This is a genomic window from Streptomyces marianii, from assembly GCF_005795905.1.
GTDB lineage: Bacteria > Actinomycetota > Actinomycetes > Streptomycetales > Streptomycetaceae > Streptomyces > Streptomyces marianii.
On sequence record NZ_VAWE01000001.1, the window covers coordinates 4,286,030 to 4,311,080 of the forward strand.

A 25,051-nucleotide genomic window follows, 5' to 3' on the forward strand; every position below is an offset into this window, starting at 1 on the left:
GCGTTCCCGTCCTCACACGGACCCGACGGGGCGGCGGGGACACTGTGGGTGAGAGGAGACCGTCATGCCGGAGGAGCCGACCCCCCGACCGGAGCCGGGACCGGACCCGGGTGAGTGCGGACCTGGACCGGACCAGGAGGAGCGCGGACCGGGACCGGACCCGGTGTCCGGCGAGCCCCGCAGCGGCCCCGGTGGCGGACCGCCGGGCCCCGCCGCCGTGGGCGGAGGCGCGGGCGGTCGTCCGCGGGGTGGTGCCGGCGGCGGAGGTCCCGGCGCCGGCGCGGGTGATCGGCGGGACGCCTGGGACGAGGTGGTTCTCGACGAGGACTTCGTGCGTGCCGCCGGGACCTCCGAGCCGTCGGCCCGTGCGCGGATGCTCACCGCCCGGTGGCGCGGCTCCGCGCCCGAACCGCAGCCCTGGCGTTCGGACGAGCCGCCTGCGGGCTGGTTCTGGAGCCGGGCCCGGGCACGGCGCCGCAGCGGCCGGCGCTGGTGGCGCCGGTGGCGCGGGTCTTGAGACGGTCCGCACGGATATTCGGTGGCATCGGAGGGTGCGTACCGGGCACAGTGGGCGATGCCGCCGCCGGATGTGCGGGGGCACAACAGGGCCACGATGTCCGAGACCGGGGAGGGGCGCGGCGATGACCGAGAGTACGAGTCCGTCGAGCTCCCTGCAGGGCAGCGCACGGCAGGCTTCGGAGTAATCATCGGACTCCGTGGAGCCGCCGGAAGACTGCCCGGGCGGCCGCTTCGAGCGCGCATCCGCGCGGGCCGCCCTCCCGGAGGATTGGCCGAGTGGTAAGGCACCGGCTTGCTAAGCCGTGGTCGGGGTCGACCCCCGCGCGCGTTCGATCCGCGCATCCTCCGCCATGGGTACGCGTCTGCGGACGCGTACCCGGAGTCCCGTGACGGGCCATGGGTCCGGCGGCCCGACGCCGCACACGACCGACCCGCCGGGGACGTTCCGGAACGAGCGGCAGCTCCGCATCGGACGGGAGGTCCGCACGCCGGCCCCGGGGGCGTGAGCGCAGTGGGCTGCGCCGACGACCGACAGCGCCGCGTGGGGGCACTCCCCCGTGCCCGGAGGGCCATTGGGGGAGTGCATGCCGGACGTCCCGGCCGGACGGGACTTTCGAACGCGCCCTAACGCCCCAGCAGTTCCTCCAGCACCTGTGCGATGCCGTCGTGCTCGTTCGACGCCGTGATCTCGTGTGCCACGGCCTTCAGTTCGTCGTGGGCGTTGGCCATCGCGACACCGTGCGCGGCCCAGCCGAACATGGGGATGTCGTTGGGCATGTCGCCGAAGGCGATCGTCTGGGTGGACTTCACGCCCAGCCGGCGGGCGGCCAGCGACAGGCCGGTGGCCTTGCTCAGGCCGAGGGGGAGGATCTCGACGATGTCCTCGCCGGCCATCACCACGTCCACCAGACCGCCGACCGTCGAGCGCGCGACGCGGGTCAGCTCGTCGTCGTCGAGGGCCGGATGCTGGATGTAGAGCTTGTTCAGCGGAGCCGCCAACAGCTCGGCCGGGTCGTCGAAGACCACGACCGGGAGCGGACCCTCCTGGAACCGGTAGCCGGGGCTGACGACCACCTTCCCGTCCAGGCCGTCGCGGCTCGCCGCCAGGGCGAGCGGACCGACCTCCGCCTCCAGCTTGGCGAGGGCGAGGCCGGCCAGCCGGCGGTCCAGCGTCACCGAGGTGAGCAGCTTGTCCTCACCCGCGTGGTACACCTGTGCGCCCTGTCCGCAGACCGCGAGGCCCTGGTAGCCCAGGTCCTCGAGGATGTGCCGGGTCCAGGGGACGGCCCGTCCGGTGACGACGATGTGGGCGGCGCCCGCCGCCGTGGCGGCGGCGAGCGCGTCGCGCGTGCGCTGCGAGACGCTCTCGTCGGAGCGCAGCAGGGTCCCGTCGAGATCCGTGGCGATCAGGCGGTACGGAAAGCTCACTTGGCGACCGGTTCCAGGACCTCACGGCCGCCGAGGTAGGGCCGCAGGACCTCCGGCACCCGCACCGAGCCGTCGGCCAGCTGGTGGTTCTCCAGGATCGCGACGATCGTGCGCGGCACGGCGCACAGCGTGCCGTTCAGCGTCGCGAGCGGCTTGACCTGCTTGCCGTCGCGCATGCGGACCGACAGCCGGCGGGCCTGGAAACCGTCGCAGTTCGACGCCGAGGTGAGTTCGCGGTACTTCCCCTGGGTCGGGATCCACGCCTCGCAGTCGTACTTGCGGGAAGCCGAGGCCCCCAGGTCGCCGGTGGCCACGTCGATCACCTGGAACGGCAGCTCCAGGCCGGTCAGCCACTGCTTCTCCCACTCCAGGAGCCGCTTGTGCTCGTTCTCGGCGTCGTCCGGGTGGACGTAGGAGAACATCTCGACCTTGTCGAACTGGTGGACGCGGAAGATGCCGCGGGTGTCCTTGCCGTAGGTGCCGGCCTCCCGGCGGAAGCAGGGCGAGAAGCCCGCGTACCGCAGGGGCAGCTTGTCGGCGTCGAGGATCTCGTCCATGTGGTACGCCGCGAGCGGGACCTCGGACGTGCCGACGAGATAGAAGTCGTCCTTCTCGAGGTGGTAGACGTTCTCCGAGGCCTGGCCGAGGAAGCCCGTGCCCTCCATGGCACGCGGGCGGACCAGCGCCGGGGTCAGCATCGGCGTGAAGCCCGCCTCGGTGGCCTGCGCCATGGCGGCGTTGACGAGGGCGAGCTCCAGCAGGGCACCGACGCCCGTCAGGTAGTAGAAGCGGGAGCCGGACACCTTCGCGCCGCGCTCGACGTCGATGGCTCCCAGCGCCTCGCCGAGCTCCAGGTGGTCCTTGGGCTGGAAGCCCTCGGCGCCGAAGTCGCGGACGGTGCCGTGCGTCTCCAGGACCACGAAGTCCTCCTCGCCGCCGACCGGGACGTCCGGGTGGACCAGGTTGCCCAGCCCGAGCAGCAGTCGGCGGGCCTCTTCCTCGGCCTCGTTCTGCTCCGCCTCGGCGGCCTTGACGTCGGACTTGAGCTGCTCGGCCTTCTTCAGCAGCTCGGCGCGCTCGTCCGGGGACGCCTTGGGGATGAGCTTGCCGAGCGACTTCTGCTCGGAGCGGAGTTCGTCGAAGCGGACGCCGGACGACCTGCGCCGCTCGTCGGCGGAGAGCAGGGCGTCGACGAGTTCGACGTCCTCTCCACGGGCGCGCTGGGAGGCGCGAACACGGTCGGGGTCCTCACGGAGCAGGCGAAGGTCAATCACCCCACCAGGCTACCGGTGTGTGCTCCCGGCACCCCAGTTGATATTGGTTGCGTGTCAGTTTGACCGAATTGCCGGAATTGAGGAAAGGGTCGGTGAATCCCGCGCATGGTCCGCGGGCGCCTCGGCGCCGGCTGCCGAAAAGGGGTGAATGCCGCTCCGTCCCGACGGTTGTCCGCTGCGGACCGTGGAACCCCGGGCCGTTGTCCACAGGGGAGGGAGGGGGCGCGTGAGTTATCCACAGGCTGTGGGAGGGGGCTGTGGATTGCGGAATTGATCATTCCGAAAGTCGGCAGAAGGTCCGGGGATTGCGTCTCCGAGCATGGCTCACGCACTCGTTCGAGTGGGAATTCCCCGCACTTCTTCGCCCCAAAGAGTTGATCAAAGGAATTGGGCTGACATGGGCATTCGATGTGTGCTGTGGAAGTAGCCGGGGTGAGTGAGATGATTTGTCGACTGTGTCGGATTGTGTTGTCGACTTGTCCCCAGATCGAGAAGCCGCCCTGTGGATAACTCTGTGGGTAACGGGGAGGGGCGAGGAGGACCGGGTGACGCAGGGGTGCGGTGAACCCCGGGTTAAGCGCGGCCGTCCTGACAGCGCGCCAGCCACTCCGCCGCGTCCACGAACTCCGCGTCCGAGGTCCCGGGACGCAGCGTGCGCCTGCCACGCCGCGGAGCCGCCACTCCCGCCTGCGGATAGGACCCGAGGAACCGCACCTTCGGGCAGATGCGCTTCAGACCCATCAGCGCCTCCCCCACCCGCCGGTCCGAGATGTGGCCTTCCGCGTCGATCGCGAAGCAGTAGTTCCCGATGCCCGCGCCCGTGGGCCGCGACTGGAGCAGCATCAGGTTGACGCCGCGCACCGCGAATTCCTGGAGGAGCTCCAGCAGGGCGCCAGGGTGGTCGTCCCGCTGCCAGATGACCACCGACGTCTTGTCCGCGCCGGTCGGGGCCGCGGGCCTTGCCGGACGGCCCACCAGGACGAAGCGAGTCTCCGCGTTCTGAGCGTCGTGGATCTCGGTGACCAGCGCCTCGAGCCCGTACGTCGCAGCCGCGAACTCACCCGCGAAGGCCGCGTCGAAGCGGCCCTCCTGCACCAGCCGCGCACCGTCCGCGTTCGACGCCGCCGACTCCCACACGGCGTCCGGGAGGTGGGACCGCAGCCAGTTCCGCACCTGCGGCTGGGCCACCGGGTGGCCGGTCACCGTCTTCACGTCCGACAGCTTCGTCCCCGGCCGCACCAGCAGCGCGAAGGAGATCGGCAGCAGCACCTCGCGGTAGATCATCAGCGGCTCGCCGGAGGCCAGCTCGTCGACGGTCGCGGTGACACCGCCCTCCACCGAGTTCTCGATCGGCACCAGCGCGGCAGCGGCCTCACCGTTGCGCACGGCGTCCAAGGCGGCCGGCACGGACACCATCGGGACGAGTTCGCGGGTGGCGGCCTCCGGGAGGGTGCGCAGGGCGGCCTCGGTGAAGGTGCCCTCGGGGCCGAGGTACGTGTAGCGCGTGGCGGACATACCCGTCACCCTAGTGCGCCCCGGACCCCTGCGGCGCGCCTCACGACTCCAGCAGCCGGCTGCCGACGTACCCGCCCTCGTCCGCGCCGCCCGGGACGGCGAAGAGGCCGCTCGCCTCGTGCCGGATGAAGGGGGACAACGCGTCGCCGCGGTCCAGCTTCCGCTGGACCGGGACGAAGCCCCGCAGGGGGTCGGCCTGCCAGCAGACGAAGAGCAGACCCGCGTCGGGAGTGCCGTCCGCCGCCATGCCGTCGTGGTACGAGAACGGCCGGCGCAGCATCGCCGCCCCCGCGTTCTGCTCCGGGGCGGAGATCCGGGCATGGGCGTCGGCCGGAATGACCGGGGAACCGTCCGGCCCGGTCCGGTCGAGATCGAGCTCGGTCGTCTCGCCGCCGCCGGTCAGGGGGGCGCCGTCGGACTTGCGGCGGCCGATAACCAGCTCCTGGTCCTTCGGTTTCAGCTTCTCCCAGTCGTCGAGCAGCATCCGGATCCGGCGGACGACCGCGTACGAGCCGCCCGCCATCCAGGCCGGCTGGTCCGGCGAGCCCGACCCGGACCCGGGGACCGGGACGAACACCCTGCGGTCGAAATCGGGATCGGACGGCTTGGGGTTGCGGGTGCCGTCGATCTGGCCCATGAGGTTGCGGCTGGTCATCGGCCGGGACGTGATGCCCGGCGAACGGTTGAAGCCGTTCATCTGCCAGCGCGTCCGCGCCGCGCCGCCCGCCGACTTCTGGACGGCGCGCAGCGCGTGGAAGGCGACCAGTGCGTCGTTGGCGCCGATCTGCACCCAGAGGTCGCCCTCCGAACGACGCGGATCCAGCCGGTCGCCGGAGAACGCCGGCAGCGGGTCGAGCTGGACGGGGCGCCGCGCGGCCAGACCCGTGCGGTCGAAGAAGGTCCGGCCGAAGCCGAAGGTGACCGTGAGGGAGGACGGGCCCGCGTCCAGGGCGACGCCGGTGTCGTCGTCGGCGGGCTCGCCCGCCGCCAGCCGGGCGGCGGTGGCCGACCAGCGGCGCATCAGAGCGGCCGCCTCCTTCCGGCCCGCCCCCGGCGCCAGGTCGAAGGCAACGAGATGGCCGTGGGACTGCATCGGCGTGGTGATGCCCGCCTGGTGCTCGCCGTGGAACGGCTCGCCGGTGGAGCCGACGGTCGCCAGGGCGGTCGCGGGGTCCGCGGCGGCCGCCGCGTACCCGGCGGCGCCGCCCGCCGCGCCGAGGGCCAGTCCGGTCGCTCCGGCGGCACCGACCGTTCCGAGCAGCCTGCGCCGCGAGATCTCGTTGTCGCTCATGCCTTGCCCACTGTTCCCACTGTTCCCGCTGTGCCTCGTCGGCCGACCACGTCAGCCGATCCTCACGTTCTTCTCGACGGTCGTCTGGTCGATGTCGGACGTCCGTACGGTGATCCGGACCTGCCATTCGCCCGGCAGCGGGATCTGGATGTTGCTCGCACTCCACCGGCCGGCCGCGACGCGTTCCGGGACCAGCGGGAGCGGACCGATCTTCTCCGCGGTCAGGGTGAAGGAGACCTTGACCTCGGGCGCGTCCAGGGACTGCCCACCCGGGCCCTTGGTCCACAGACGCAGTTCGTTGGCGCCCGAGCGGCCAGGGCTGACGGTCAGCCGAGCCGTGCCCCTGCCGTTCGCGCCGCCGGTGTCGAAGGGCAGGGTGACGTCGACGGGCTTGGACGGCGCGGCCTCGGAGTTTCCGCCGCCCGCCCGCGCCGCCTGCTCCTCCGTACGGCCGGGTTCGGTGGACGTCAGGACCGTCGTCACGGCGAGCACGACGACGGCGACGCCGGCCTCCGCGAGGACGGAGCGGCGCAGTCCGGAGCGCTCAGGGTCGGCGTCCCTGAGGCGCTTGCGGGCGGCCGCGGCCACGGCGGCGTCCTGCCGGGCGAGTTGGGCGGCGCGCACGGGGTCGTCGGGCGCCGCTTCGGCGGCACGGGCCCCACCGTCGTCCTCGGTGGAGGCGCCCGTGTCCCCGCCCGTGCCCGTGTCCGCCTCCCCGTTCCCGTCCGTCGGCGTACGTTCCGACAGCCGGGCCGTCCAGCGCCGCGAGATCCAGGCGATCCCGACCAGCACCGCGACCAGCCCGACCTTGACCAGCAGCAGCCGCCCGTACGAGGTGCCGGTCAGGGCCGACCACGAGCCGACCTGCCGCCAGGACTGGTAGAGCCCGGTCGCGGCGAGCACGAGGACGGACCAGAACGCCACCCGGGAGAAGCGGAGGACGGCCGGCCGCTCGATGGAGGGCGCCCGGTGGAGCGCCACGAGCAGGGTGGCCAGGCCGCCGAGCCATACGGCGACGGCCAGCAGGTGCAGCACGTCGACGGGCATCGCGAGACCGGCCTGGACACCGGCCGAGGCGTGCTCGGACAGTGCCCAGGTGGCGGCGATCCCGGCCGCGACGACCGTGCCGCCGACGGCCAGACCGAAGGTGAGATCCTGGTTCTCCCCGGCCCGTTCCCGGGCCGCTTCCGGGTGGCCCCCGGCGGCGTCCGCGCCCAGGTCCGCGGTGCTCTCCGGATGGGCCGGGCTGCGCACGGTGGGATCCGCGGTGCCCTCCGGATGGGCCGGGCTGCGCACGGTGGGATCCGCGGTGCCCTCCGGATGGGCCGGGCTGCGCACGGTGGGATCCGCGGTGCCCTCCGGATGGGCCGGGCTGGGCACGGTGGGATCCGCGGTGCCCTCCGGTCCGGTGGCTCGCTTCGGGTAAGCCCCGAACAGCACCGCGATGAACAGCGCCGCCGCGCCGAGCAGCAGCAGCCGTGAGACGAGCGCCGTCCCGGTCTTGGTCGTGAGGACGGCCTGCAGCCCGGCGAGGTCGAAGGCGTCGCCGAGTTCGCCGGAGCCGGCGTAGGGATTGCGCAGCATCAGCATCGCGAGGGTGGCGGCGGTGAGCGTCACCCAGCCGCCCACCACGAGCCGCTGCACCGGCCGGACGACCGCCCCACGCGGCCAGCACGCCAGCACGAACGCGGCACCGCCGACCAGGACGGTGAAACCGGTGTACGCCGCGTACCGGGCGATGCCGTAGAGCGTGCCGACGAGCCCGCCGCCCGCCTCCTGCTTCGGCAGTTCGACGGCGGTCTTCGAGGGCGCCCCGACCGAGAAGGTGAACGCGCCGGCGATCGGGTGGCTGTCGGCGGAGACGGCCTGCCAGGCGACCGTGTACGTGCCGTCCGGCAGGCCGGAGCGCAGCGCCACCCCGTACCTGACGACGTCCGCTGTGCCGAGGTTCCTCACCTCGCCGGTGTCGATGCGTTTGCTCTTGGGGTCGAGGACGCGGATCGAGTCGTTCCCCAGGGCGACCTGCTCGGAGAAGGTGAGCGTGACGTCCTCGGGGGCGACGGCCAGCACCGCCCCGTCCTTCGGGTCGCTCCCCGTCAGGGCGGCGTGCGCGTTCGCCGTGCCGGTGAGCACGGTGCCGAGCAGCGCCGCGGTGATCAGCAGCAGCCGCAGGAGAGTCGCCGTGCCGAGGCGCGGGGCGGTGGTGGTCATCGTGTGTCGTCAGTCCCTCGAATGGCCGAGAGCCTCTGCACGGGGCTCAGTGCTGCTTCGGGTTGTGGGTCCGCTCCTCGACGGGGAGCTCGACCCTGATCGGTTCCGACTTCTCGAAGTGCAGCTCGACGTCGATCGTGTCGCCCTGCTGCGGCTGCTTCTTGATGCCCATGAACATGAGGTGGTCGCCACCGCGTTCCAGCCGCAGCTCCCCGTTGGGGGGTACGTCGAGCGACGTCACCTGCCGCATCCTGCGGTCCTTCGTCTCGTGTATCTGGACGTCGTCCGAGAGGCTGCTGGTGACGGACGTCAGCCTGTCCGCGGTGCCACCGCTGTTGGTGACGGTGAGGAAGCCGCCCGCCATGTCGCCGACGGGCTGTGGCATGAACGCACCGTCGACCGTCAGCTCGGGTGCGGACGAGGAACAGCCCGCCAGCACCGGACCGGCGGAGAGGGCCAGTGCCGCGGCGAGGGCGGTCACCGTTCGGCGGGTCACGGGTTCTCCCCCTCGACGAGCTTGGGGAGGTCCTTGGCGAAGTCCTCGGGGGTGGTGTCCTCTCCGTACAGGACGTAGCCCCGGTCGGTCTTCGGGGAGAACGCCACGACCTGCGTCCCGTGCATGGACACGACCTTGCCGTTCTTGTCCTTTGTGGAGGGCTCGACACCGATGCCCAGCTGGCGCGCCCCGGCCTGGATGGTCGGGAAGTCGCCGGTGAGTCCGACGAAGGAGGGGTCGCCCGCGGCGGGGAGCCACTTGGCCAGTTCGGCCGCGGTGTCCCGCTCGGGGTCGGTGGTGACGAAGACGACCTGGAGCCTGTCCCGGTCGGCCTCGGGCAGTTGCTTCATGGCGACGGCGATGTTGCTCATCGTCAGCGGGCAGACGTCGGGGCAGTGGGTGTAGCCGAAGTAGATCAGGGTCGGCTTGCCCTTGGTCCGCTCGCGGAGGTCGTACGGCTTGCCCGTGGTGTCGGTGAGGACGAGGTCCGGCTTCTCGAAGGGCCGGTCGAGGACGGTCGCGGCCTTGTCCCCGGGCTGGGCGGAGACCTCGGCGACGGAGCCGTCCGCGTTGTCCGACCCCCCGTCGGGGCCGCAGGCGGAGAGGGAGAGTACGGCCGCCACCGCCAGGGCGGCGGCCGTCACGATCTTGTTGCGCATGGAGAGATGTCCCGGAAGTGGAGGATGTGACGTCGGTCAGGCGGTGCGACGGCGGCCGGCCAGCACGCCGAAGGCCACGCCACCGGCACCCACGAGGATGCCGACGACGGCGAGGACCCGCGCCGTGGTGTCCGTGGAGCTCGCCGTGGTCCCGTCCTCGCCGTCCGCGTGGTCCGCGGCGTGGGCGGCGTTCTTGCCGTCCGCCGCGTTCTTGCCGTCCGCGCCGCCGCCGTGGTGGTCACCGGTCGCCGCGGAGAGGGCGAGCACGGGCGCGGGGTGCTCCGGCTCGGCCGCGTCCTCCTGCGGCTCCTCGATCCAGCGCACGACCTCCTTGTTGTCGTACGTCTGGAGCGCCTTGAAGACGAGCTCGTCGGCGTCCTCCGGCAACCGGCCGAGGGACACCGGGAACTGCTGGAACTCACCGGGGCCGATCTTGCCGCCGGCCGCGGTCCAGGTGATCTTCGAGACGGCCTCGGTGATCTGCTTGCCGTGCACGCTCAGCGGCTTGGCCAGCTTGGTCTTCGTGACCTCGGCCTTCCAGCCCGGGACGGGCTGCGGCATCACGGACGACAGCGGGTGATCGGCGGGGACGGTGACCTCGAGCTTCACCGTCGAGGCGTTGTCGCGCTCGTTCGGGACCTTGAAGTTGACCGTGGCGTAACCGCCCTTCGCGGCCTCGCCCTGCGGCTGCACGCTGACGTGCGCGAGGGCGGGGCCGCAGAGCAGCAGTACGGAGGAGGCGGCGACGCCGCCTGCGACGGCGAGGCGAGAGACCTTGTTCATGGCAGGGAAACTCCACGTGAGCAGGGAAGGTGATCGGTCCGCGCGCGGGTGCGCGGGAGCGCCGCGGCACCGATCACCAGGGACACCCGTTTCGGGGTACGTCGCCGGGTGGCGCCGCGTTCAGGCTGCGAGAACGCAGACTGCGGGGACGCGGTGCGCGGGAGGGCCGCGCCTGATCACGATGTGCTGGAGAGCGGCCGCCACGGGCGGAGCGGAGCCGCCGGGGTCCGCCCCGACGGGTCCGGGACGGGCGTCCGGTGCCGCCGGCAGACCGGCGAGCAGCTCGCACACGAGGACGAGCGCGGCCCGCAGGGCACGCACGAGCGCGCCTTCGGCCATCACCTCGCCGGCGCCCTGGGCACCCTGCGCGGAGAGCTCGGCCAGCCGGAACAGTGCGAGGTCGCCGCGGCGCAGCAGCCAGCCGGTGACGAGCGCCGCGAGCAGATGGCCGAGGACCATGGGCAGGCTCGGCAGCAGCCCGGTGGACTCGAGTGCGGCGTTCGGCCCGGCGGCGGCGTGCCCGGCGTGGGCGGCCCGCGCCGCGGCTGCCGGGTCGATGCCCGCGCCGGCGACGATCCGGTGGGCGTCGGCCGGGCTGAGCGCGTTGCCGCCGGCCCCGCACACGAGTCTGGCCGCCATCCGGATCAGGGCGTCGTCGGCGCTCGGTGACACGGTGAGCGGGCGCTGGCCCAGTCCGAAGAGGGTGTGCAGGCCGAGCTGCCCGAGCGCCAGGGCGCCGACGACCGCGGGGAGCGAGCGCGCGCGGCCGGCGAACGGCACCACCACCGCGAACACCGCCAGGAAACCGGCGAGGAGCGTCCACCAGGGGACGGTCGCGCAGGCTGCCAGGACATGCCCCAGCGCGGACAGCACGAGGCAGACCGCGGCGAACACCGCGGCCCTCAGCAGCCGCGGTCCGGCCGCGGCCGGCGCGTCGCCGGGTGCGACCGGCAGGTGGGCAGACATGGCCGGGACATCATCGCACTGCGCCTTCCGGAGCCGTGCGGCAGGTCCGGAAGATCACGTTTGAGACCCACTCGCCCACCTGGCGTGGGCATACACCGGCATGGCCGATCGACGCATCCGCCGAATGAGGGCAATCGCGTCAACTCCACGCTTACGAGCGTGATGACGCGGCAATACGTAACCGTATGTCGAGCCGCAGCCAGGAGGCTGGAGCATGAGCATCTGGTGGTCTCTCCATTTGCGGCGCGAGGCTGCGAGCGTGCCGCTCGCTCGACGTCTTCTGCTCGGTGCCATGGAGACCGCGGGCGTCGATCCCGACATCTCCTTCGATCTCTCCGTCGCGCTGAGCGAGGCGTGCGCGAACGCCGTCGAGCACGGTGGCTTCGGCGCTCCCGGATCGGCGGCGGACGGATACCGCGTGACGGCGTATCTGGACGGCGAGAAGTGCCGTATCGAAGTGGCGGACGGAGGGCCGGGGTTCCCGGACTGCGCCCATCTCACCGGCGCGGGGCCCGCCGCGGAGAGCGGCCGCGGCCTCTGCCTCATCGAGCAGCTCGCCGACCACGTCCATCTGCGGAACCGGCCCGGCCGGGGCGCGGTGGTGAGCTTCGACAAGGTGCTGAAATGGCGGGACGGCGCCCTGCTCGGAGCGGTCTGAGCGAAGGCGCCGTCCCGGTGTGGCGGCCGGTCCGTCCGTACGGGCCGCGCGGCCCGTACGGAGGGTGCGGGGATCAGCCCTTGAGCCGGGCCATCCACGACTCGACCTCGTCCGCCTGTCGCGGCAGCGCCGCCGAGAGGTTCCGGTTGCCGTCCTCGGTGACGAGGATGTCGTCCTCGATCCGGACGCCGATGCCGCGGTACTCCTCGGGCACGGTCAGGTCGTCGGCCTGGAAGTACAGACCGGGCTCGACGGTCAGGCACATGCCGGGCTCCAGCGTGCCCGCGACGTAGGTCTCGCGGCGCGCGGCCGCGCAGTCGTGGACGTCCATGCCGAGCATGTGCCCGGTGCCGTGCAGCGTCCAGCGGCGCTGGAGGCCGAGCTCGAGCACCTTCTCGACGTCGAGGTCGCCGAGCAGACCCCACTCCACGAGCCGGGTGGCCAGGACCCGCTGGGCCGCGTCGTGGAAGTCGCGGTAGGGGGCACCGGGCCGCACCGCGGCGATGCCGGCCTCCTGCGCCTCGTACACGGCGTCGTAGATCCTGCGCTGCAGCTCGGTGAAGCGGCCGTTGATCGGCAGGGTGCGGGTGACGTCGGCGGTGTAGAGCTCGGTGGTCTCCACGCCGGCGTCCAGGAGCAGCAGCTCGCCGGAGCGGACCGCACCGTCGTTGCGGACCCAGTGCAGGGTGGTGGCGTGCGGACCGGCCGCACAGATCGAGCCGTAGCCGACGTCGTTGCCGTCGACCCGGGCGCGCAGGAAGAACGTTCCCTCGATGTAGCGCTCGCTGGTGGCCTCGGCCCGGTCCAGAACCCTGACGACGTCCTCGAAGCCGCGGGCCGTGGCGTCGCAGGCCCGCTGGAGCTCGGCGATCTCGAACTCGTCCTTGACCAGGCGGGCCTCGGAGAGGAAGACGCGCAGTTCCTCGTCGCGCTCGGCGGTGACCTTGTCGTTCAGGGCGGACTCGACGCCGGCGTCGTGGCCGCGGACGACGCGGACCGGGCCGGTCGCCTCGCGCAGCTTCTGCGGCAGCTCGCGCACGTCCTCGGCCGTGATGCCCAGCAGCTGCCCCGCCTCGGTCAGCGAGTGGCGGCGGCCGACCCACAGCTCGCCCTGGCCGTCGAGCCAGAACTCGCCGTTCTCCCGGTTGGAGCGCGGCAGCAGGTGGACGGTCGCCTTGTGGCCGTCGGCGGTGGGCTCCAGCACCAGGACGCCGTCGTGGCTCTGGTCGCCGGTGAGGTAGGCGTACTCGGTGGAGGCGCGGAAGGAGTACTCGGTGTCGTTGGAGCGGGTCCTCAGGTTGCCCGCCGGGATCACGAGCCGCTCGCCCGGGAAGCGGGCGGAGAGGGCGGCGCGGCGGCGCTCGGTGTGCGCGGCCTGGGCGACGGGCTCCAGGCCGTGGAGCTCGGTGTCGGCCCAGCCCGACTTCATGTTCTCCGCGAGCTCGTCGGAGACCTCCGGGTACAGGCCGTTCTTGCGCTGCTTGATCGGCTCCTCGGTCCCTTCCGCCTCGGCGGTGCGGTCGGACTCGTTCTCCGGGGTCTCCGGGGTGAGCTCCTCTGCCACGGGTCTGCCTCCTAGTCGGTACGACGCTGAACCCCCACCCATCGTACGGTCGCACCGCGACGGTGCCGGAAGCCTTGCGGCCCCCGGCCCGCGTCACCGGAGCGTCACTCGAACCGGGCAGCCAGCATCACCACGTCCTCGCCGTCCGCACCGGCGTCGAGCCCACCGGGCAGCACCGTGCGCAGCACGTGGTCGGCGACCGCGCCCGGGTCGTGGCGCATGGCCTTGGGCACGCTCGCCGCCGCGGTGTGCAGCCGGGTGAAGGCCCGGTCCATCGGATCGCCGGTGCGCCGGAGCAGACCGTCGGTGTAGAGCAGCACCGTTTCTCCTGGGGCGGGGGAGAACTCCACGCTGGGCGCCTCCCAGCAGGCGAGCATCCCCAGCGGCGCCGACAGCGACGTCTCGACGAACTCGGTGCGGTGCTGCCCGACGATCAGCGGCGGGGTGTGCCCGGCGCCGGCCAGCACGATCTTGCTGCCCGAGCCCTCGGCATGGGGCGCCGTCGCGGGTTCGCAGTACGCGAAGAGCGCGGTCGCCGAGCGGGCCGGTTCGGTGAGCCTCAGCAGCAGCTCCAGGTCCGAGAGCACGGCGACGGGGTCCTCCCCCTCCATCACCGCGTACGCCCGCAGACTGGCCCGGAGCCTGCCCATGGCGGCCAGCGCGCTCGGTCCCGAACCGGAGACCGAACCGACGGCGAGGCCCAGGGCGCCCTCGGGCAGTGGCAGCGCGTCGTACCACTCGCCACCGCCGCGCGGTCCGGTGAGATGGCGGGCCGCGAGCCGTACCCCGGGGATCCGGGGCAGCCTGCTGGGCAGCAGCTCCTCGGCGATGACGGCCATCTGCCGGCGGGCCCGCTCCAGCTCCAGCAGCCGGGCGAGGTGCTCGGTGGCGTACCGCCCGTAGAGGCCGACGAGATGGCGCTGGCGGTCCACGGGTTCGGCGGGCTCGTCGTAGAACCAGACGGCGACGCCCAGCCTCCCGGCCTCCTCCGTGGCGAGCGGCAGGGCGTAGCTCGCGGCGTAGCCGAGGCGGGCGGCGACCTCGCGGTGGAGCGGGTCGAGCGCCTCCTCGTGGAAGAGGTCCGCCTGGACGACGGGGGAGGGGACGCCGGCCGTCCCGCTGTCGAGGATCCGGCCGTACCCGGTGGCGCTGCGGGGGACGGTCTCGATGTGGCCCAGGTCGGCGCGGGCCAGGCCGAGTCCGACGGTGCCGGCGGGCCCGCGGCCGTCGGCCGGTTCGAGGACGGCCATGCCTCGGCGGGCACCGACCAGGGCGGCGCCCGCGAGCAGGAGTTCGTCGAGTGCCTCGTCCAGCGTGCCGGTCCTGGCGAGCCGTTCGGTGAGTTCGTGGAGCGTGGTCAGGTCGGAGACCCAGCCGGCCAGCCGGTCCTGGATCACCGCGCCGGGCGCGGGATCGGGGGCGAGCGGTCCGGCAGTGTGCGCGGAGGGCGGAACCGCTGAGTCGATTCCAGCCACTTTCGGCAGGTGAGGGGCGCTCATGGCAGCCGGCCGTCCGGCTGGTGCGTTCTGCTCAATAGCATCGCAAACCCCCATGTCAATCTGCGCCGCTATCACTGCATCCACATCTACACGCAGACAAAGGGGGATGTCCAGCATTGTCCTGGTGGTATCGCTGGTGTCCATGGGGTTGGTAACTTGGCCAAAAAATGCCCCCCATGAACGCGATTTGCGGTCGACTGAAGGCGTTCGGCATGGGGATCCCACCCAGGGTGAAGTCCGAGGCGAAGCCCGAGGCGGGAGTCATCCCGGGCGTGATGGGTACGTAAACGGTGATGGCCAGGGGCAGTTGGGACCGCCCCGGAACCTGGCGGGGAGCCCGGGCGTCTTAACCGTCGTGGGCCGCCGCCCCGTCCCGAGTGGCGGTACGAGTACAGCGGGAGAGCAAGCGCCATGCGCGCGCCACCCCTCGCCACGCGTTTAATGGACAGAGCCCATGAGGCCGCCCGTGCATACGGCAGGGGCGGCGAGACGCCGCTTTGTACGCACAGTCAAGTGATGCACACATGGTGTGATGGACCTCGGCGTTCAACGGAAAGGAACGAGCGCTCATGCGCGAGATCCTCGGAAGGCGACGCAGGCTCCGGTTCTGGCGCAAGGGGAGGCCTGCTCCTCAACTCGACGCGGCGCTGACCTGCGCCACCGTATGGAAATGGCCCGTGCTGCCCGGTGTGGGACTCACGACCGGCGGCGGGCGGGCCGATCGCGTCCGCGGCTGTGCCTGCCCCGACCGCGAGTGCGTCGTACCCGGCGCGCACCCCTTCGACCCCGGGCTCCTGGCGGCGACCACCGACGAGCGGATGGTGCGCTGGTGGTGGACCCAGCGGCCCACCGCCCCGATCGTGCTCGCCACGGGAGGCCGCGCGCCGTGCGCGGTGAGCCTGCCGGCGGTCGCCGGGGCCCGGGCGCTCGCCGCGCTCGATCGGATGGGGATGAGACTCGGCCCGGTCGTCGCCACGCCGACCCGGTGGTCGCTGCTCGTCGCCCCGTACTCGATGGAGCAGCTGGGCGAGCTGCTGCACGCCAAGGACCGGGTGCCGAGTTCGCTGCGCTTCCACGGCTCGGGCGGCTATCTGATGCTGCCGCCCTCGGAGACAGGCACGGGCCAGGTCCGCTGGGAGCGGGCCCCGCTTCCCGGCTCGGCCGCGCCCTGGCTGCCCGATGTGGAAGCCGTGGTGGACGCCCTAGTCGAGGCGAGCGTCAGCACCCCCTCGGGTGTGACGCCTCCGGAGACCGGGGAAGGGTCCCGCCTCGCGTACTGACGGCCGCCCTCTCCCGTACCGAAGGGCGCCGCCGTCGCGCGGACGACCGGGCGGGGGCCCGGAGACTCACTCGTTCGGGTAGGAGCCGGGCCCCGTCACAAGGGAATTGGGGCGGACGCGGATCCGGACGCCGCCGTCCGCCGATATCTTCGGCCCACATGAATCAGCGCCTGACCGGGATCGCGCTCGCCGTCGTCTGTGCCGCACTGCTGCCGCTCGCCGCCTCCGCCGCGCCGGAAGGTGCCGACGCGACGGCGAATGGCAAGAGGGCGGGGTGGTCGGCAAGTGTGGCCGGAATGTATGCCCCGCGTGGTCCACGGCAGGCGTCCGAGGCGGTTGACGACGCCGCCGGCGCCCGACGCACAAGCGAACACTGCGGCCCCGAAGTGATCTCACCGCACGGCATCGAAGCACAGACATGCGTCCTGACCGACGGCCCGGACGCTTGGGCGCGAACGTACTACCGCAACGCGACGGGCGGAGGAATCATGCCCGTGCTGAGCCTGATGGGGCCGGGCGGAAGGACGGTACGCGCGCATTGCGCGGCCGAACCGGGAGATGAGCCCGCAGTCTGCGAAACACCGCGTGAGAAGGCCCGGGGCGAAGTCGGCGGCTATTACGCGATCGCGGAGTTCGCACGTTCCGGAGAAGCCGGAGATGATCCGCTGTTGCTGCGCGCGGGGAGCAACTCACCGGTCTCCGGGAGCAGTTGAACCCGGGCGGACCCCGGGGTCATTGCGGGAAATAGAGACGCCCGGTCGCTGGCGACGGGGGATGCACCAGCGACCGGGCTTCCAGAACGGTAACAAGAGATCTGCTGTTCGCAAATTCGATCTCGGGTATTCGGACAGCGAATTATCGCCCCGCAGGGCCGGTTGTGACGGGGATCACTCGCCATGGGGTGGTGGGCGTCGTACCGCGGCGGGCGGCGGCCGGAGCCGCCGCCCCGTCACCGTTGTCGTCGGCAGGGCGCGAGGACGGCCCGTGACACCGCCGTCAGCTGAGCGTGACCTGGCGGTTCGTGAGACCGCTGCGGGCCCGGCGCTCCTCGCCCGTGAGCGGGGAGTCCGTCGAGAGTGCCTTGGCGAGCCGCTCGGCGAACTCCGCCGCCGGCTTCTCGCACTCCTCGGCGCCCATGCCGCCGGGCAGGTCCCAGACCGGGACCACCAGACCGTGCGCACGGAACGATCCGACGAGGCGGGTGCCTTCACCCAGGGTCGACGCGCCGGCCGCGTGCAGTCGGGCGAGCGCGTCCAGCAGGCGCTCCTCGGAGTGCGGCATGACCCAGCGCAGATGGTTCTTCTCCGGGGTCTCGCACCAGTACGCGGCGTCCACGCCGGACAGCTTCGCGGTCGGGATCGCGGCCGCGTTGGCGCGCTCCAGCGAAGCGGTCACCTCGGCGCTCGTGGTCTCCACCGACTCGGGGATCCAGAACTCGAAACCACTGTGGACGACCGGCTCGAACGGGGCGTCCGCGTCGATCAGGTCCTGCAGCCGCGGACCGTCGCCGGGGGCGCGGCGCGGGGGCACCGCGTTGCCGGGCTTCGTGGTCAGCGCGCGCTGCAGGGTGTCGGCGAGGTCGCGGCTGAGGTCGCCGGAGGGCGTGTCGTTCTGCAGCGCGAGCATGACGGAGCCGTCCTCGCGGCGCAGCGCGGGCCACGCCATGGGCAGGACGGTCGCGAGCGTCAGCGACGGGACGTCCTCGGGCAGCCCGTCCTTGAGGGTCAGGGCGACGGTCGCGGCGGGCACCAGCTCGCGGAGGGCGACCCAGTCGCCCTCGCAGGGAAGCCCCTCGAAGGGGCGCTGGACCAGCTCGGTCACGGCGTGTGCGGCGGCCCGCCCGTGGCAGGCCTTGTAGCGACGGCCCGAACCGCAGGGGCAGGGCTCGCGGGCGCCGACCACCGGGATCTCACCGTCGGTGACCTGTGGCTTGGCGGCGGCCTTCGTCTGGGGGCGCTTCTTGGCCATGATGTGGCTCTCTCCCGATGACGGCGTGCTTGTCTCGGGCGCGAGCCTAGCCGTTGCGGCCGTGGCAGCGGTCACAGCGGCGCTTCACGTCGCGTGCCCGCCCCCGCCGAACCCGCCGGAAGGGCGTCTTCCGGGTTGCCCGCGGACAGGCTGGTGGGCGGTGTCCGGTCCGTGACCTCGGGAGAGTGCCCGGTCCGGCCTGGGCGGACGGCGTCCGGGACCTCAGTCCATTTCCTCGTAGGCGTCCGCGAACTCGAAGCCGGGACCGGTGACGCGCGTAGCGAAATCGTCGCGGCGATGCCCTTCGGTGACGAGGACCCATACGGTGACCTCGCCGGCCGCGCTGTCCCGTACGCCCCAGTCGCGGGCGAGCGCGCTGATGATGTTGAGCCCGCGGCCGCCGTGCGCCGTGACCGAGGGGGTCGACGGAACCGGGCGGGTGGGACCGCCCCCGTCCGTGACCTCGATGGTCAGCCCGCCCGACGGGTCGAGACGCCAAGCGGCGCGGATGTCGCCGTCGCCGATCTCCGCGTGCTGCCCGAGCGGTCTGCCGTGTCGGCAGGCATTGCTCAGCAGTTCGGAAAGGATCAGAACGGCATCGTCGACGACCGATTCGGGCACCGCGCTGCGCCGCAGTTGCTCACGCATCCGATGCCTCGCCTCACCCACGCCCGCAGGGCCATGGGGTACGGCCATGCTCGACGACGTGGGCACCTCCTGTGCCACCACCAACGCCACCCCCGAGACCTCCTTCGCCCCACGCCACGGTGTGGATGCCCCAATGGCCTGGACCGGAAACCGGCCAATCAGCGTCTGGTGACGCACTCGTCACGTTCGCACACGGATCGAACGCGCCGGAGCACTCCCTGTAATGGTCCGGTCGCGGTGCGGGAGCCTCCGGTACGGCCCGTTTGCCCCTCAGAGACGGCCCAACTGGGAGAGGACCTGCTTCGGGCGGTTGGTGATGATCGCCTCGACCCCGAGCCCGGCGCAGAGCTCGACGTCGGCCGGCTCGTTCACGGTCCAGACGTGCACCTGGTGACCGGCCGCATGCAGCCGGTCGACATAGGCGGGGTGGTTGCGCACGAGCCGGATCCCCGGGCCCGCGATCCGGGCGCCGGCCGGCAGCCGTGCCTCGCGCGCACGCAGCGGGAGGAACTGCATCAGGTACACGGACGGGAGGCCCGGCGCCGCGTCCGCGATCCGGTGCAGCGAGCGGGCCGAGAAGCTCATGACGCGCACGGGGGACTCGTCGGGTGCCGCCGGGGCGTCCAGACCGAAGCGCTTCAGCAGGCGGACCAGCCGCTCCTCCACCTGTCCGGCCCAGCGGGTCGGGTGCTTGGTCTCGATGGCGAGCTCGATCCGCCGCCCGGAGTCCGTCACCAGTTCGAGCAGTCGCTCCAGGGTCAGCACGGAGGTGAAACCGGGATCCTTCCAGTCCGGGCTCTCCTCGCTGTCCTTCCAGGAGCCGAAGTCGAGCGCGGCGAGGTCCGCGAGTTCCAGCGCGGAGACCGCGCCCCGGCCGTTGGAGGTGCGGTTCACCCGGCGGTCGTGGACGCAGACCAGATGTCCGTCCGCCGTGAGGCGCACATCGCACTCGAGAGCGTCGGCCCCGTCCTCTATGGCTCTCACATAGGCGGCCAGGGTGTGTTCGGGGGCGTCCTCCGAGGCGCCTCGGTGGGCGACGACCTGGATCCGGTGTTGAGTCACCGCGTCATGGTGTCATCCGTCGGAAGGCGGGCGCCCCGCCCCTGCCCGCGATGTTCGCGATGTTGGCGATGTTCGCGATGTCCGAGACGAGGAGAAGCCGAGGGGCGGAGAGGCGGAGAGGTTGGGAAGCGGAGGGAAGGGGAGGCGCACAAAGGCACAGAGGCACAGAGACACAGGTCCTGCTTACAGTGGCCTGACAGGCTGTGGGAAAAGCTGTCTGCAGCGCATCGGTGCGGTGCCGCGCCACCGCGGACCGCCGAATCGTGGAATCGAGGAAGAGGAAGCTGTGAGCACTGAGAACGAGGGCACCCCGGCACACGCGGGCCCGTCCGTACCTCCTGTGCCGGCGGCTGCTCCCGAAAGCGCTGCCGCGCACGCGCCCGCCGGTGCGGACGCCCCGACGCAGCCCGGCCGGGCGGTGCCCCCCGAGCCCCCGGTCCCGCCCACCGCCCATGGATCCGCACCCGGCGACCACTCCCCCGCCGCCACGGCCCCGTACCCGCAGGGTGGCTGGCCGCCGCCCCCGCCGCCCGTCTCGTCATGGGGCGAGCCCGCGCCCGGTCCGCACGGGCCGCGCAGGCGGTCCGGCGGGATCATCGCGTCCGTCCTCGTCGTCGCGCTCGTCGCCGGTGGTGTGGGGGGCGGGATCGGCTACTGGGCCGCCGAGCGCAACGACAGCGGGGTCTCGACGACCGTGGCCGCCGGCGAGGCCCCGGCGGGGTTCAAGCGCGACCCGGGCACGGTCGCCGCCGTGGCGAGCAAGGCGCTGCCCAGTGTCGTCACGATCGAGGCGAAGTCCGGTAGCAGCGAGGGCGAGGCCGGCACGGGCACGGGCTTCGTGTACGACAAGGAAGGCCACATCCTCACGAACAACCACGTGGTGGCCTCCGCCGCCGACGGCGGCACGCTCTCCGCGACCTTCTCCGACGGCAAGAAGTACGACGCCGAGGTCGTCGGCCGGGCCCAGGGCTACGACGTGGCCGTGCTGAAGCTGCGGAACGCGCCCGCCGGGCTCGACCCGCTGCCGCTGGGCAACTCCGACCAGGTCGCGGTCGGCGACTCGACCATCGCGATCGGCGCGCCCTTCGGCCTCTCCAACACGGTCACGACGGGCATTATCAGTGCCAAGAACCGGCCGGTGGCCTCGGGTGACGGTTCCGGCGGCAAGAACTCGTACATGAGCGCGCTGCAGACCGACGCCTCGATCAACCCCGGGAACTCCGGCGGTCCGCTCCTCGACGCGCGCGGCGCGGTGATCGGCATCAACTCGGCGATCCAGTCCGCGGGCGGCGGCAACGGCTTCGGCCAGCAGTCCCAGGCCGGCTCCATCGGCCTCGGTTTCGCCATCCCCGTCAACCAGGCGAAGAACGTTGCCGACCAGCTCATCAAGACGGGAAAGCCCGTCTACCCCGTCATCGGGGCGACGGTGAACATGACGGACAGGGGCGGCGGCGCGACGATCGCCCGGGAAGGCGCGGGCGGCACGGCGGCCGTCACCCCGAACGGCCCGGCGGCCAAGGCGGGGCTCAGGCCCGGCGACGTCATCACCAAGTTCGACGGCAAGCCGGTGGACAGCGGTCCGACGCTCATCAGCGAGATCTGGACCCACAAGCCCGGAGACCAGGTCCGGATCACCTACGAGCGGGACGGACGGGAGGTCACGGCCACGGTCACGCTGGGCCAGCGCGAGGGTGACGGCTGACCCGGGTGGCTTCCGGCCGGTGAACGGGACCAAGGGGCTGCCGATCCACTCGGCAGCCCCTTCGTCGTGGGGTTCTGCCCCCGTGGTCTCCCCGTGGCCGTGCGTCGCCGCCGGGGAGCCGTGGCCGACCCGGTGGTGCTACGGGTGCAGCACCACCTTGGTGTAGCCCTCGACCCTCTTGTCGAACTTCTCGTACGCCGACGGGGCCTGGTCCAACGGCAGCTCGTGGGAGACGACGAAGCTCGGCGTCGCCCTGCCCTCGATGATCATGTCGCGCAGGTACCGGTTGTAGCGCTTCACGTTGCACTGTCCGGTGCCCATCTTCAGGCCCTTCTCGAAGAGCCTGCCGATCGCGACGCTGAGCATGCCGTGCTTGGACTGCTCGTCCGGACCGCCGGGGTCGGAGGGTACGTACAGCCCGGGTACGCCGAGCATTCCGGTGGCCCTGACGGTGCCGATGAGCGAGTTCAGCACGGTCGCGGGCTCCTCGCGTCCCGTGTCGCGCACCGTCGCCTGGTAGCCGACCGCGTCCACGCCCTTGTCGGTGCCGATGCCCTCGGTCTGCTCCTTGATCTGCTCCACCGGGTCGCCCTCGGCGAAGTTGATCGGCGTCGCGCCGATCTCCCGTGCCTTCTCGAGGCGTTCGGGGACACGGTCCACGACGAAGACCTTCTTGGCTCCCCGCAGCAGGGCCGAGTACGCGGCCATGAGGCCGACCGGTCCGCCGCCGTACACGGCGACGCTCTCGCCGGGGCGCACCTGGGCGAGTTCGCAGCCGTGGTACCCGGTGGGGAAGATGTCCGCGAGCAGGATGAAGTCGGTCTCGTGCTCGTTCCCCGCGGGCAGCTTCAGGCAGTTGAAGTCCGCGTAGGGGACACGCAGGTACTCGGCCTGGCCGCCGGGCCAGGGGCCCATGGCGACGTAGCCGTAAGCGCCGCCGGCGAACCCGGGATTGACGGTCAGACAGAACCCGGTGTACCCCTCCACGCAGTTCATGCAGAACCCGCATGCGACGTTGAAGGGCATGACCACCCGGTCGCCCTGCTTCAGCGAGGTGACGCCGTCACCTGTCTCCTCGATGATCCCCATGTTCTCGTGGCCGAAGACGATGCCCGGCTCCGCCGCGGTACGGCCCTCGTACATGTGCAGGTCGGAGCCGCATATCGCGGTGGAGGTGACCCGTACGATCACGTCGTTCGGGTGGTGGATCCGCGGCATCTCGACGTCCTCGACGGCCACCTCGAACGGTTCCTTGTACACAACGGCTTTCATAGCTGTGACCTCCGCTGGCGATACGTGCGTGGCTATGCCCCCGCCCCCCACCCCTCCCTTTCACTGGTGACCCACTTGTGGCACATGTCTCATGATTCTCCGGCCCGAAGGATCGGACAAGCCGGTAATCTCAGGAGGAATCCCCACGCCGGGTGGTGCCTCCAGGTACCGCACCGAGTCAACCGAACGGGAGGGTGAGAAAGTGGCAGCACAGAGGCTAGGGACCCTGCTCGTCCCCGTACCGGGCCTCTCCGGAGCCACGTACCCGGCCGGTACGACGGTGACGGTCCGCGGTCGTGGCGCCACGGTGGATGCCTTTGTCGACGGCGACTGGCTTCCCCTCTCGTGGTGGGAGTTCTCCGACGGTCTCCGCGAGGACATCGCCGACCGCTGAGCCACCGCCGGGCCGACGCTCGGCCACGGCCGAGCCACGCCCTGCCCCACCGGGTCCGGCACCTCCGGGCGACTCTTCCCGGGCCGCCTCACGGGAGATCCGCGAGCCGGTAGGCTGTAGCCCGCCCCGCAGCAGGTGAAGCGGGGCGCAGGTGGGTTGCCCGAGCGGCCTAAGGGAACGGTCTTGAAAAACGTGAGGACGTGAAAGCGTCCCCGTGGGCTCGAATCCCACCACCTCCGCAGGTCACAGACGTGCTGGTCAGAAGGAGTGCCCCTTCTGCGTGGAGGCTGTCTCACTCTGATCCGGCCGTGTCGCGTTGTGGATCAGTGCGTGTGGACCAGGCGTGGACCAAGAACCGGCGGACGGGGGCCGGGAACCTGCTGGTCAGCGGCCTGGGTGTATTGACACGCGTCGACAACCCCGCGGGTCGATACACCCAGCGCGCCACGCGGTAGCCGGCTCGGCTCGCAACCGCTCGAACTCCTCCGCCAGGCCGCCGGAGACCAGCCGCATTGCCCCGCACCGCCGACAGTCTCAAACACGGCTAAGGGGCGTCCCGTGTGTCATCAGCCGTTGTCGCGGCTGTGCTCAGCCAGAAGTGCGAACCCGTGACGGTCGACTGGTGCGGCGGTGGCCGAGAGGATGACGACGCCAGTGCCGGTGCTGCGGTCGAGTCCGAGCCAGGACCGGAAGCCGCCGGTTCCGCCGTTGTGCCAGGTGATCGGTTGGCCTTTCACCTGGACCGTGATCCATGCGGCGCCGATGTAGGCGTCCGTGCCGAACGGGGCGATCGGATCGAGTGCGGTGATGCCCGGGGCGCTGCCGTCGAGCATCGCTGCTGTCATGCGGGCCATGCTGGTGATGGAGGCCCGGATGCCGCCTGCCGGTCCGAGTCCCTCGCCGGTCCAGGGTTGCCGCGGTCGCCCCCGGCGGCTTCTGCCGTTGAGCGCGCCGAGGCGAAGTTGGTCGACCGTGCCCGGGGCATAGAAGCAGTCGAGTTTCAGCGGGGTGGCGACGCGCCGGTGGACGAGCTGGGGGTAGGTCGTCGCGGCGGCATGGGCGAGGGCGTGGCCGAGTAGCTCGAACCCGAAGTTGGAGTAGCGGGGCCGCGGCTTGCCCGGCGGAACGTCCCGGGCCTGGTCGAGCAGCTGTTCGAGATCCTCGCCGTAAGGATTGGTTCCGCGTCGCCACAGGGCGATGGTGCGCCGCCATGGTTGCGCGGACTTGGGCAGCTGGGGCAGGCCGGACCGGTGCGTGCTCAGCGACCGCAGTGTCACTCGCGCGGCGGGGACGTCGCCCAGCGGCAGCAGCTCGCCAAGGGTCGCATCAGGGTCGATCTCGCCTCGGGTGAGCGCGTCGGCGTACAGCAGCCCGGTGACGCCCTTCGAGATCGAGCCGATCTCGAAGTCGGCGTTGAGGTCGGTGCCGCGGCCGACCACTGCCATGCCACGAGGAGAGACCACGGCCGCCGCGGCGACGGGGTGGCGTGGGCCTAATAGTTCGCCGAGCCTGGCAGCGAGCCTCTCGTCGCCATGGATCGCGGCGGTCATGACCGACCGTCGAACAGGCGTCGGCCGCCGTGCTTTTTGTGGACCGCCTGCTTCGAGACGCCCATGACGGCAGCGATTTGCGGCCACGTGGTGCCGTTGTTGCGGGCGCGGCGCACCAGTACAGCTTCGATGCGCTCCATCTCGGTGCGGAGCTGCGCCACGGCGCCCAATCCCACCAACGGGTCGTGGTCGGTCGTCGACGCCGCGAGTTCGGTCAACTGTTTCACATCCATGCGTCAACCATGGTTGACCACAACCCAGTCCGTCAATCAAAGTTGACGCCATTCCGAGACGGCGAGAAGGCGCCACCCT

General features: G+C 71.7%; 23 protein-coding genes and 1 tRNA gene. 7 read left to right on the top strand and 17 right to left on the bottom strand.

Annotation, left to right across the window (positions count from 1 at the left end; genetic code table 11):
- Nucleotides 1-64: 64 nt before the first annotated feature.
- Nucleotides 65-517, top strand: coding sequence for an SGM_3592 family protein (locus FEF34_RS44485; protein WP_456114600.1), 453 nt, complete (start codon nucleotides 65-67; stop codon nucleotides 515-517).
- A gap of 264 nt (nucleotides 518-781) precedes the next feature.
- Nucleotides 782-870, top strand: a tRNA-Ser gene (locus FEF34_RS19185).
- Between the two features lie 273 nt (nucleotides 871-1,143).
- On the opposite strand, the gene FEF34_RS19190 is transcribed toward FEF34_RS19185, so the two are convergent.
- The 9 genes from FEF34_RS19190 to FEF34_RS19230 form a co-directional block, all read right to left on the bottom strand.
- Nucleotides 1,144-1,947, bottom strand: a complete 804-nt coding sequence (locus tag FEF34_RS19190) for an HAD family hydrolase (protein ID WP_138054259.1) — start codon at nucleotides 1,945-1,947, stop codon at nucleotides 1,144-1,146.
- Nucleotides 1,944-3,221, bottom strand: a complete 1,278-nt coding sequence (serS, locus tag FEF34_RS19195; RefSeq protein ID WP_138054260.1) for a serine--tRNA ligase — start codon at nucleotides 3,219-3,221, stop codon at nucleotides 1,944-1,946. The genes FEF34_RS19190 and serS overlap by 4 nt, the downstream gene beginning before the upstream one ends.
- Before the next feature lie 573 nt (nucleotides 3,222-3,794).
- Complete coding sequence (pheA, locus tag FEF34_RS19200; RefSeq protein WP_138054261.1) at nucleotides 3,795-4,736, bottom strand: prephenate dehydratase; 942 nt, start codon at nucleotides 4,734-4,736, stop codon at nucleotides 3,795-3,797.
- A gap of 40 nt (nucleotides 4,737-4,776) precedes the next feature.
- Nucleotides 4,777-6,027: an iron uptake transporter deferrochelatase/peroxidase subunit gene (efeB, locus tag FEF34_RS19205; protein ID WP_138054262.1), complete on the bottom strand. Its 1,251-nt coding sequence runs from the start codon at nucleotides 6,025-6,027 to the stop codon at nucleotides 4,777-4,779.
- 51 nt (nucleotides 6,028-6,078) lie between these two features.
- Nucleotides 6,079-8,238, bottom strand: coding sequence for a copper resistance CopC/CopD family protein (locus FEF34_RS19210; protein ID WP_138054263.1), 2,160 nt, complete (start codon nucleotides 8,236-8,238; stop codon nucleotides 6,079-6,081).
- A gap of 46 nt (nucleotides 8,239-8,284) precedes the next feature.
- Complete coding sequence (locus FEF34_RS19215) at nucleotides 8,285-8,734, bottom strand: copper chaperone PCu(A)C (protein ID WP_138054264.1); 450 nt, start codon at nucleotides 8,732-8,734, stop codon at nucleotides 8,285-8,287.
- Nucleotides 8,731-9,393 (bottom strand): SCO family protein, encoded by a 663-nt coding sequence (locus tag FEF34_RS19220; protein ID WP_138054265.1) that lies wholly within the window; start codon nucleotides 9,391-9,393, stop codon nucleotides 8,731-8,733. The genes FEF34_RS19215 and FEF34_RS19220 overlap by 4 nt, the downstream gene beginning before the upstream one ends.
- A 36-nt stretch (nucleotides 9,394-9,429) precedes the next feature.
- The gene (locus FEF34_RS19225) at nucleotides 9,430-10,176 is read right to left on the bottom strand and encodes a YcnI family copper-binding membrane protein (protein ID WP_138054266.1); all 747 of its coding nucleotides are present in this window, start codon (nucleotides 10,174-10,176) and stop codon (nucleotides 9,430-9,432) included.
- Between the two features lie 120 nt (nucleotides 10,177-10,296).
- Complete coding sequence (locus tag FEF34_RS19230) at nucleotides 10,297-11,142, bottom strand: hypothetical protein (RefSeq protein WP_138054267.1); 846 nt, start codon at nucleotides 11,140-11,142, stop codon at nucleotides 10,297-10,299.
- Between the two features lie 214 nt (nucleotides 11,143-11,356).
- Between FEF34_RS19230 and FEF34_RS19235 the strand changes: the two genes are divergently transcribed.
- Complete coding sequence (locus tag FEF34_RS19235; RefSeq protein ID WP_138054268.1) at nucleotides 11,357-11,800, top strand: ATP-binding protein; 444 nt, start codon at nucleotides 11,357-11,359, stop codon at nucleotides 11,798-11,800.
- Nucleotides 11,801-11,873: 73 nt separating this feature from the next.
- Here FEF34_RS19235 and FEF34_RS19240 read toward each other — a convergent pair whose 3' ends face one another.
- Entirely contained in the window at nucleotides 11,874-13,364 is a 1,491-nt protein-coding gene (locus tag FEF34_RS19240; RefSeq protein ID WP_138054269.1) for an aminopeptidase P family protein, read from the bottom strand.
- Between the two features lie 104 nt (nucleotides 13,365-13,468).
- The gene (locus FEF34_RS19245) at nucleotides 13,469-14,980 is read right to left on the bottom strand and encodes a PP2C family protein-serine/threonine phosphatase (protein WP_171053311.1); all 1,512 of its coding nucleotides are present in this window, start codon (nucleotides 14,978-14,980) and stop codon (nucleotides 13,469-13,471) included.
- 452 nt (nucleotides 14,981-15,432) lie between these two features.
- Here FEF34_RS19245 and FEF34_RS19250 point away from each other — a divergent pair, with 452 nt between their 5' ends.
- Together FEF34_RS19250 and FEF34_RS19255 are read left to right on the top strand one after the other, a co-directional pair.
- Nucleotides 15,433-16,143 (top strand): bifunctional DNA primase/polymerase, encoded by a 711-nt coding sequence (locus FEF34_RS19250; protein ID WP_138054270.1) that lies wholly within the window; start codon nucleotides 15,433-15,435, stop codon nucleotides 16,141-16,143.
- Between the two features lie 158 nt (nucleotides 16,144-16,301).
- Entirely contained in the window at nucleotides 16,302-16,856 is a 555-nt protein-coding gene (locus tag FEF34_RS19255) for a hypothetical protein (protein ID WP_138054271.1), read from the top strand.
- A gap of 283 nt (nucleotides 16,857-17,139) precedes the next feature.
- On the opposite strand, the gene FEF34_RS19260 is transcribed toward FEF34_RS19255, so the two are convergent.
- The 3 genes from FEF34_RS19260 to FEF34_RS19270 all read right to left on the bottom strand — a co-directional run bounded on the left by FEF34_RS19260 (nucleotide 17,140) and on the right by FEF34_RS19270 (nucleotide 19,821).
- Nucleotides 17,140-18,111: a DUF5926 family protein gene (locus FEF34_RS19260; protein WP_138054272.1), complete on the bottom strand. Its 972-nt coding sequence runs from the start codon at nucleotides 18,109-18,111 to the stop codon at nucleotides 17,140-17,142.
- A 222-nt stretch (nucleotides 18,112-18,333) separates the two neighbouring features.
- Nucleotides 18,334-18,936: an ATP-binding protein gene (locus FEF34_RS19265; RefSeq protein WP_138054273.1), complete on the bottom strand. Its 603-nt coding sequence runs from the start codon at nucleotides 18,934-18,936 to the stop codon at nucleotides 18,334-18,336.
- Nucleotides 18,937-19,029: 93 nt separating this feature from the next.
- A complete protein-coding gene (locus FEF34_RS19270) occupies nucleotides 19,030-19,821 on the bottom strand; it encodes a glycerophosphodiester phosphodiesterase (RefSeq protein WP_138054274.1) in 792 nt (263 codons plus the stop codon).
- Nucleotides 19,822-20,107: 286 nt separating this feature from the next.
- Between FEF34_RS19270 and FEF34_RS19275 the strand changes: the two genes are divergently transcribed.
- Nucleotides 20,108-21,523, top strand: a complete 1,416-nt coding sequence (locus tag FEF34_RS19275) for a S1C family serine protease (protein ID WP_138054275.1) — start codon at nucleotides 20,108-20,110, stop codon at nucleotides 21,521-21,523.
- 138 nt (nucleotides 21,524-21,661) lie between these two features.
- On the opposite strand, the gene FEF34_RS19280 is transcribed toward FEF34_RS19275, so the two are convergent.
- On the bottom strand, nucleotides 21,662-22,795 hold the full coding sequence (locus FEF34_RS19280; protein WP_138054276.1) for a glutathione-independent formaldehyde dehydrogenase: 1,134 nt from the start codon (nucleotides 22,793-22,795) through the stop codon (nucleotides 21,662-21,664).
- Between the two features lie 202 nt (nucleotides 22,796-22,997).
- Here FEF34_RS19280 and FEF34_RS19285 point away from each other — a divergent pair, with 202 nt between their 5' ends.
- A complete protein-coding gene (locus FEF34_RS19285) occupies nucleotides 22,998-23,189 on the top strand; it encodes a hypothetical protein (protein ID WP_026165024.1) in 192 nt (63 codons plus the stop codon).
- Nucleotides 23,190-23,755: 566 nt separating this feature from the next.
- Here the strand turns inward: FEF34_RS19285 and FEF34_RS19295 are convergent.
- Together FEF34_RS19295 and FEF34_RS19300 are read right to left on the bottom strand one after the other, a co-directional pair.
- A complete protein-coding gene (locus FEF34_RS19295; RefSeq protein ID WP_138054277.1) occupies nucleotides 23,756-24,739 on the bottom strand; it encodes a serine hydrolase domain-containing protein in 984 nt (327 codons plus the stop codon).
- Nucleotides 24,736-24,972 carry a hypothetical protein gene (locus FEF34_RS19300; RefSeq protein WP_138054278.1) on the bottom strand — a complete coding sequence of 79 codons (237 nt, stop codon included), beginning with the start codon at nucleotides 24,970-24,972 and terminating at the stop codon, nucleotides 24,736-24,738. Before FEF34_RS19300 ends, FEF34_RS19295 begins: the two co-directional genes overlap by 4 nt.
- Nucleotides 24,973-25,051 lie beyond the last annotated feature (79 nt).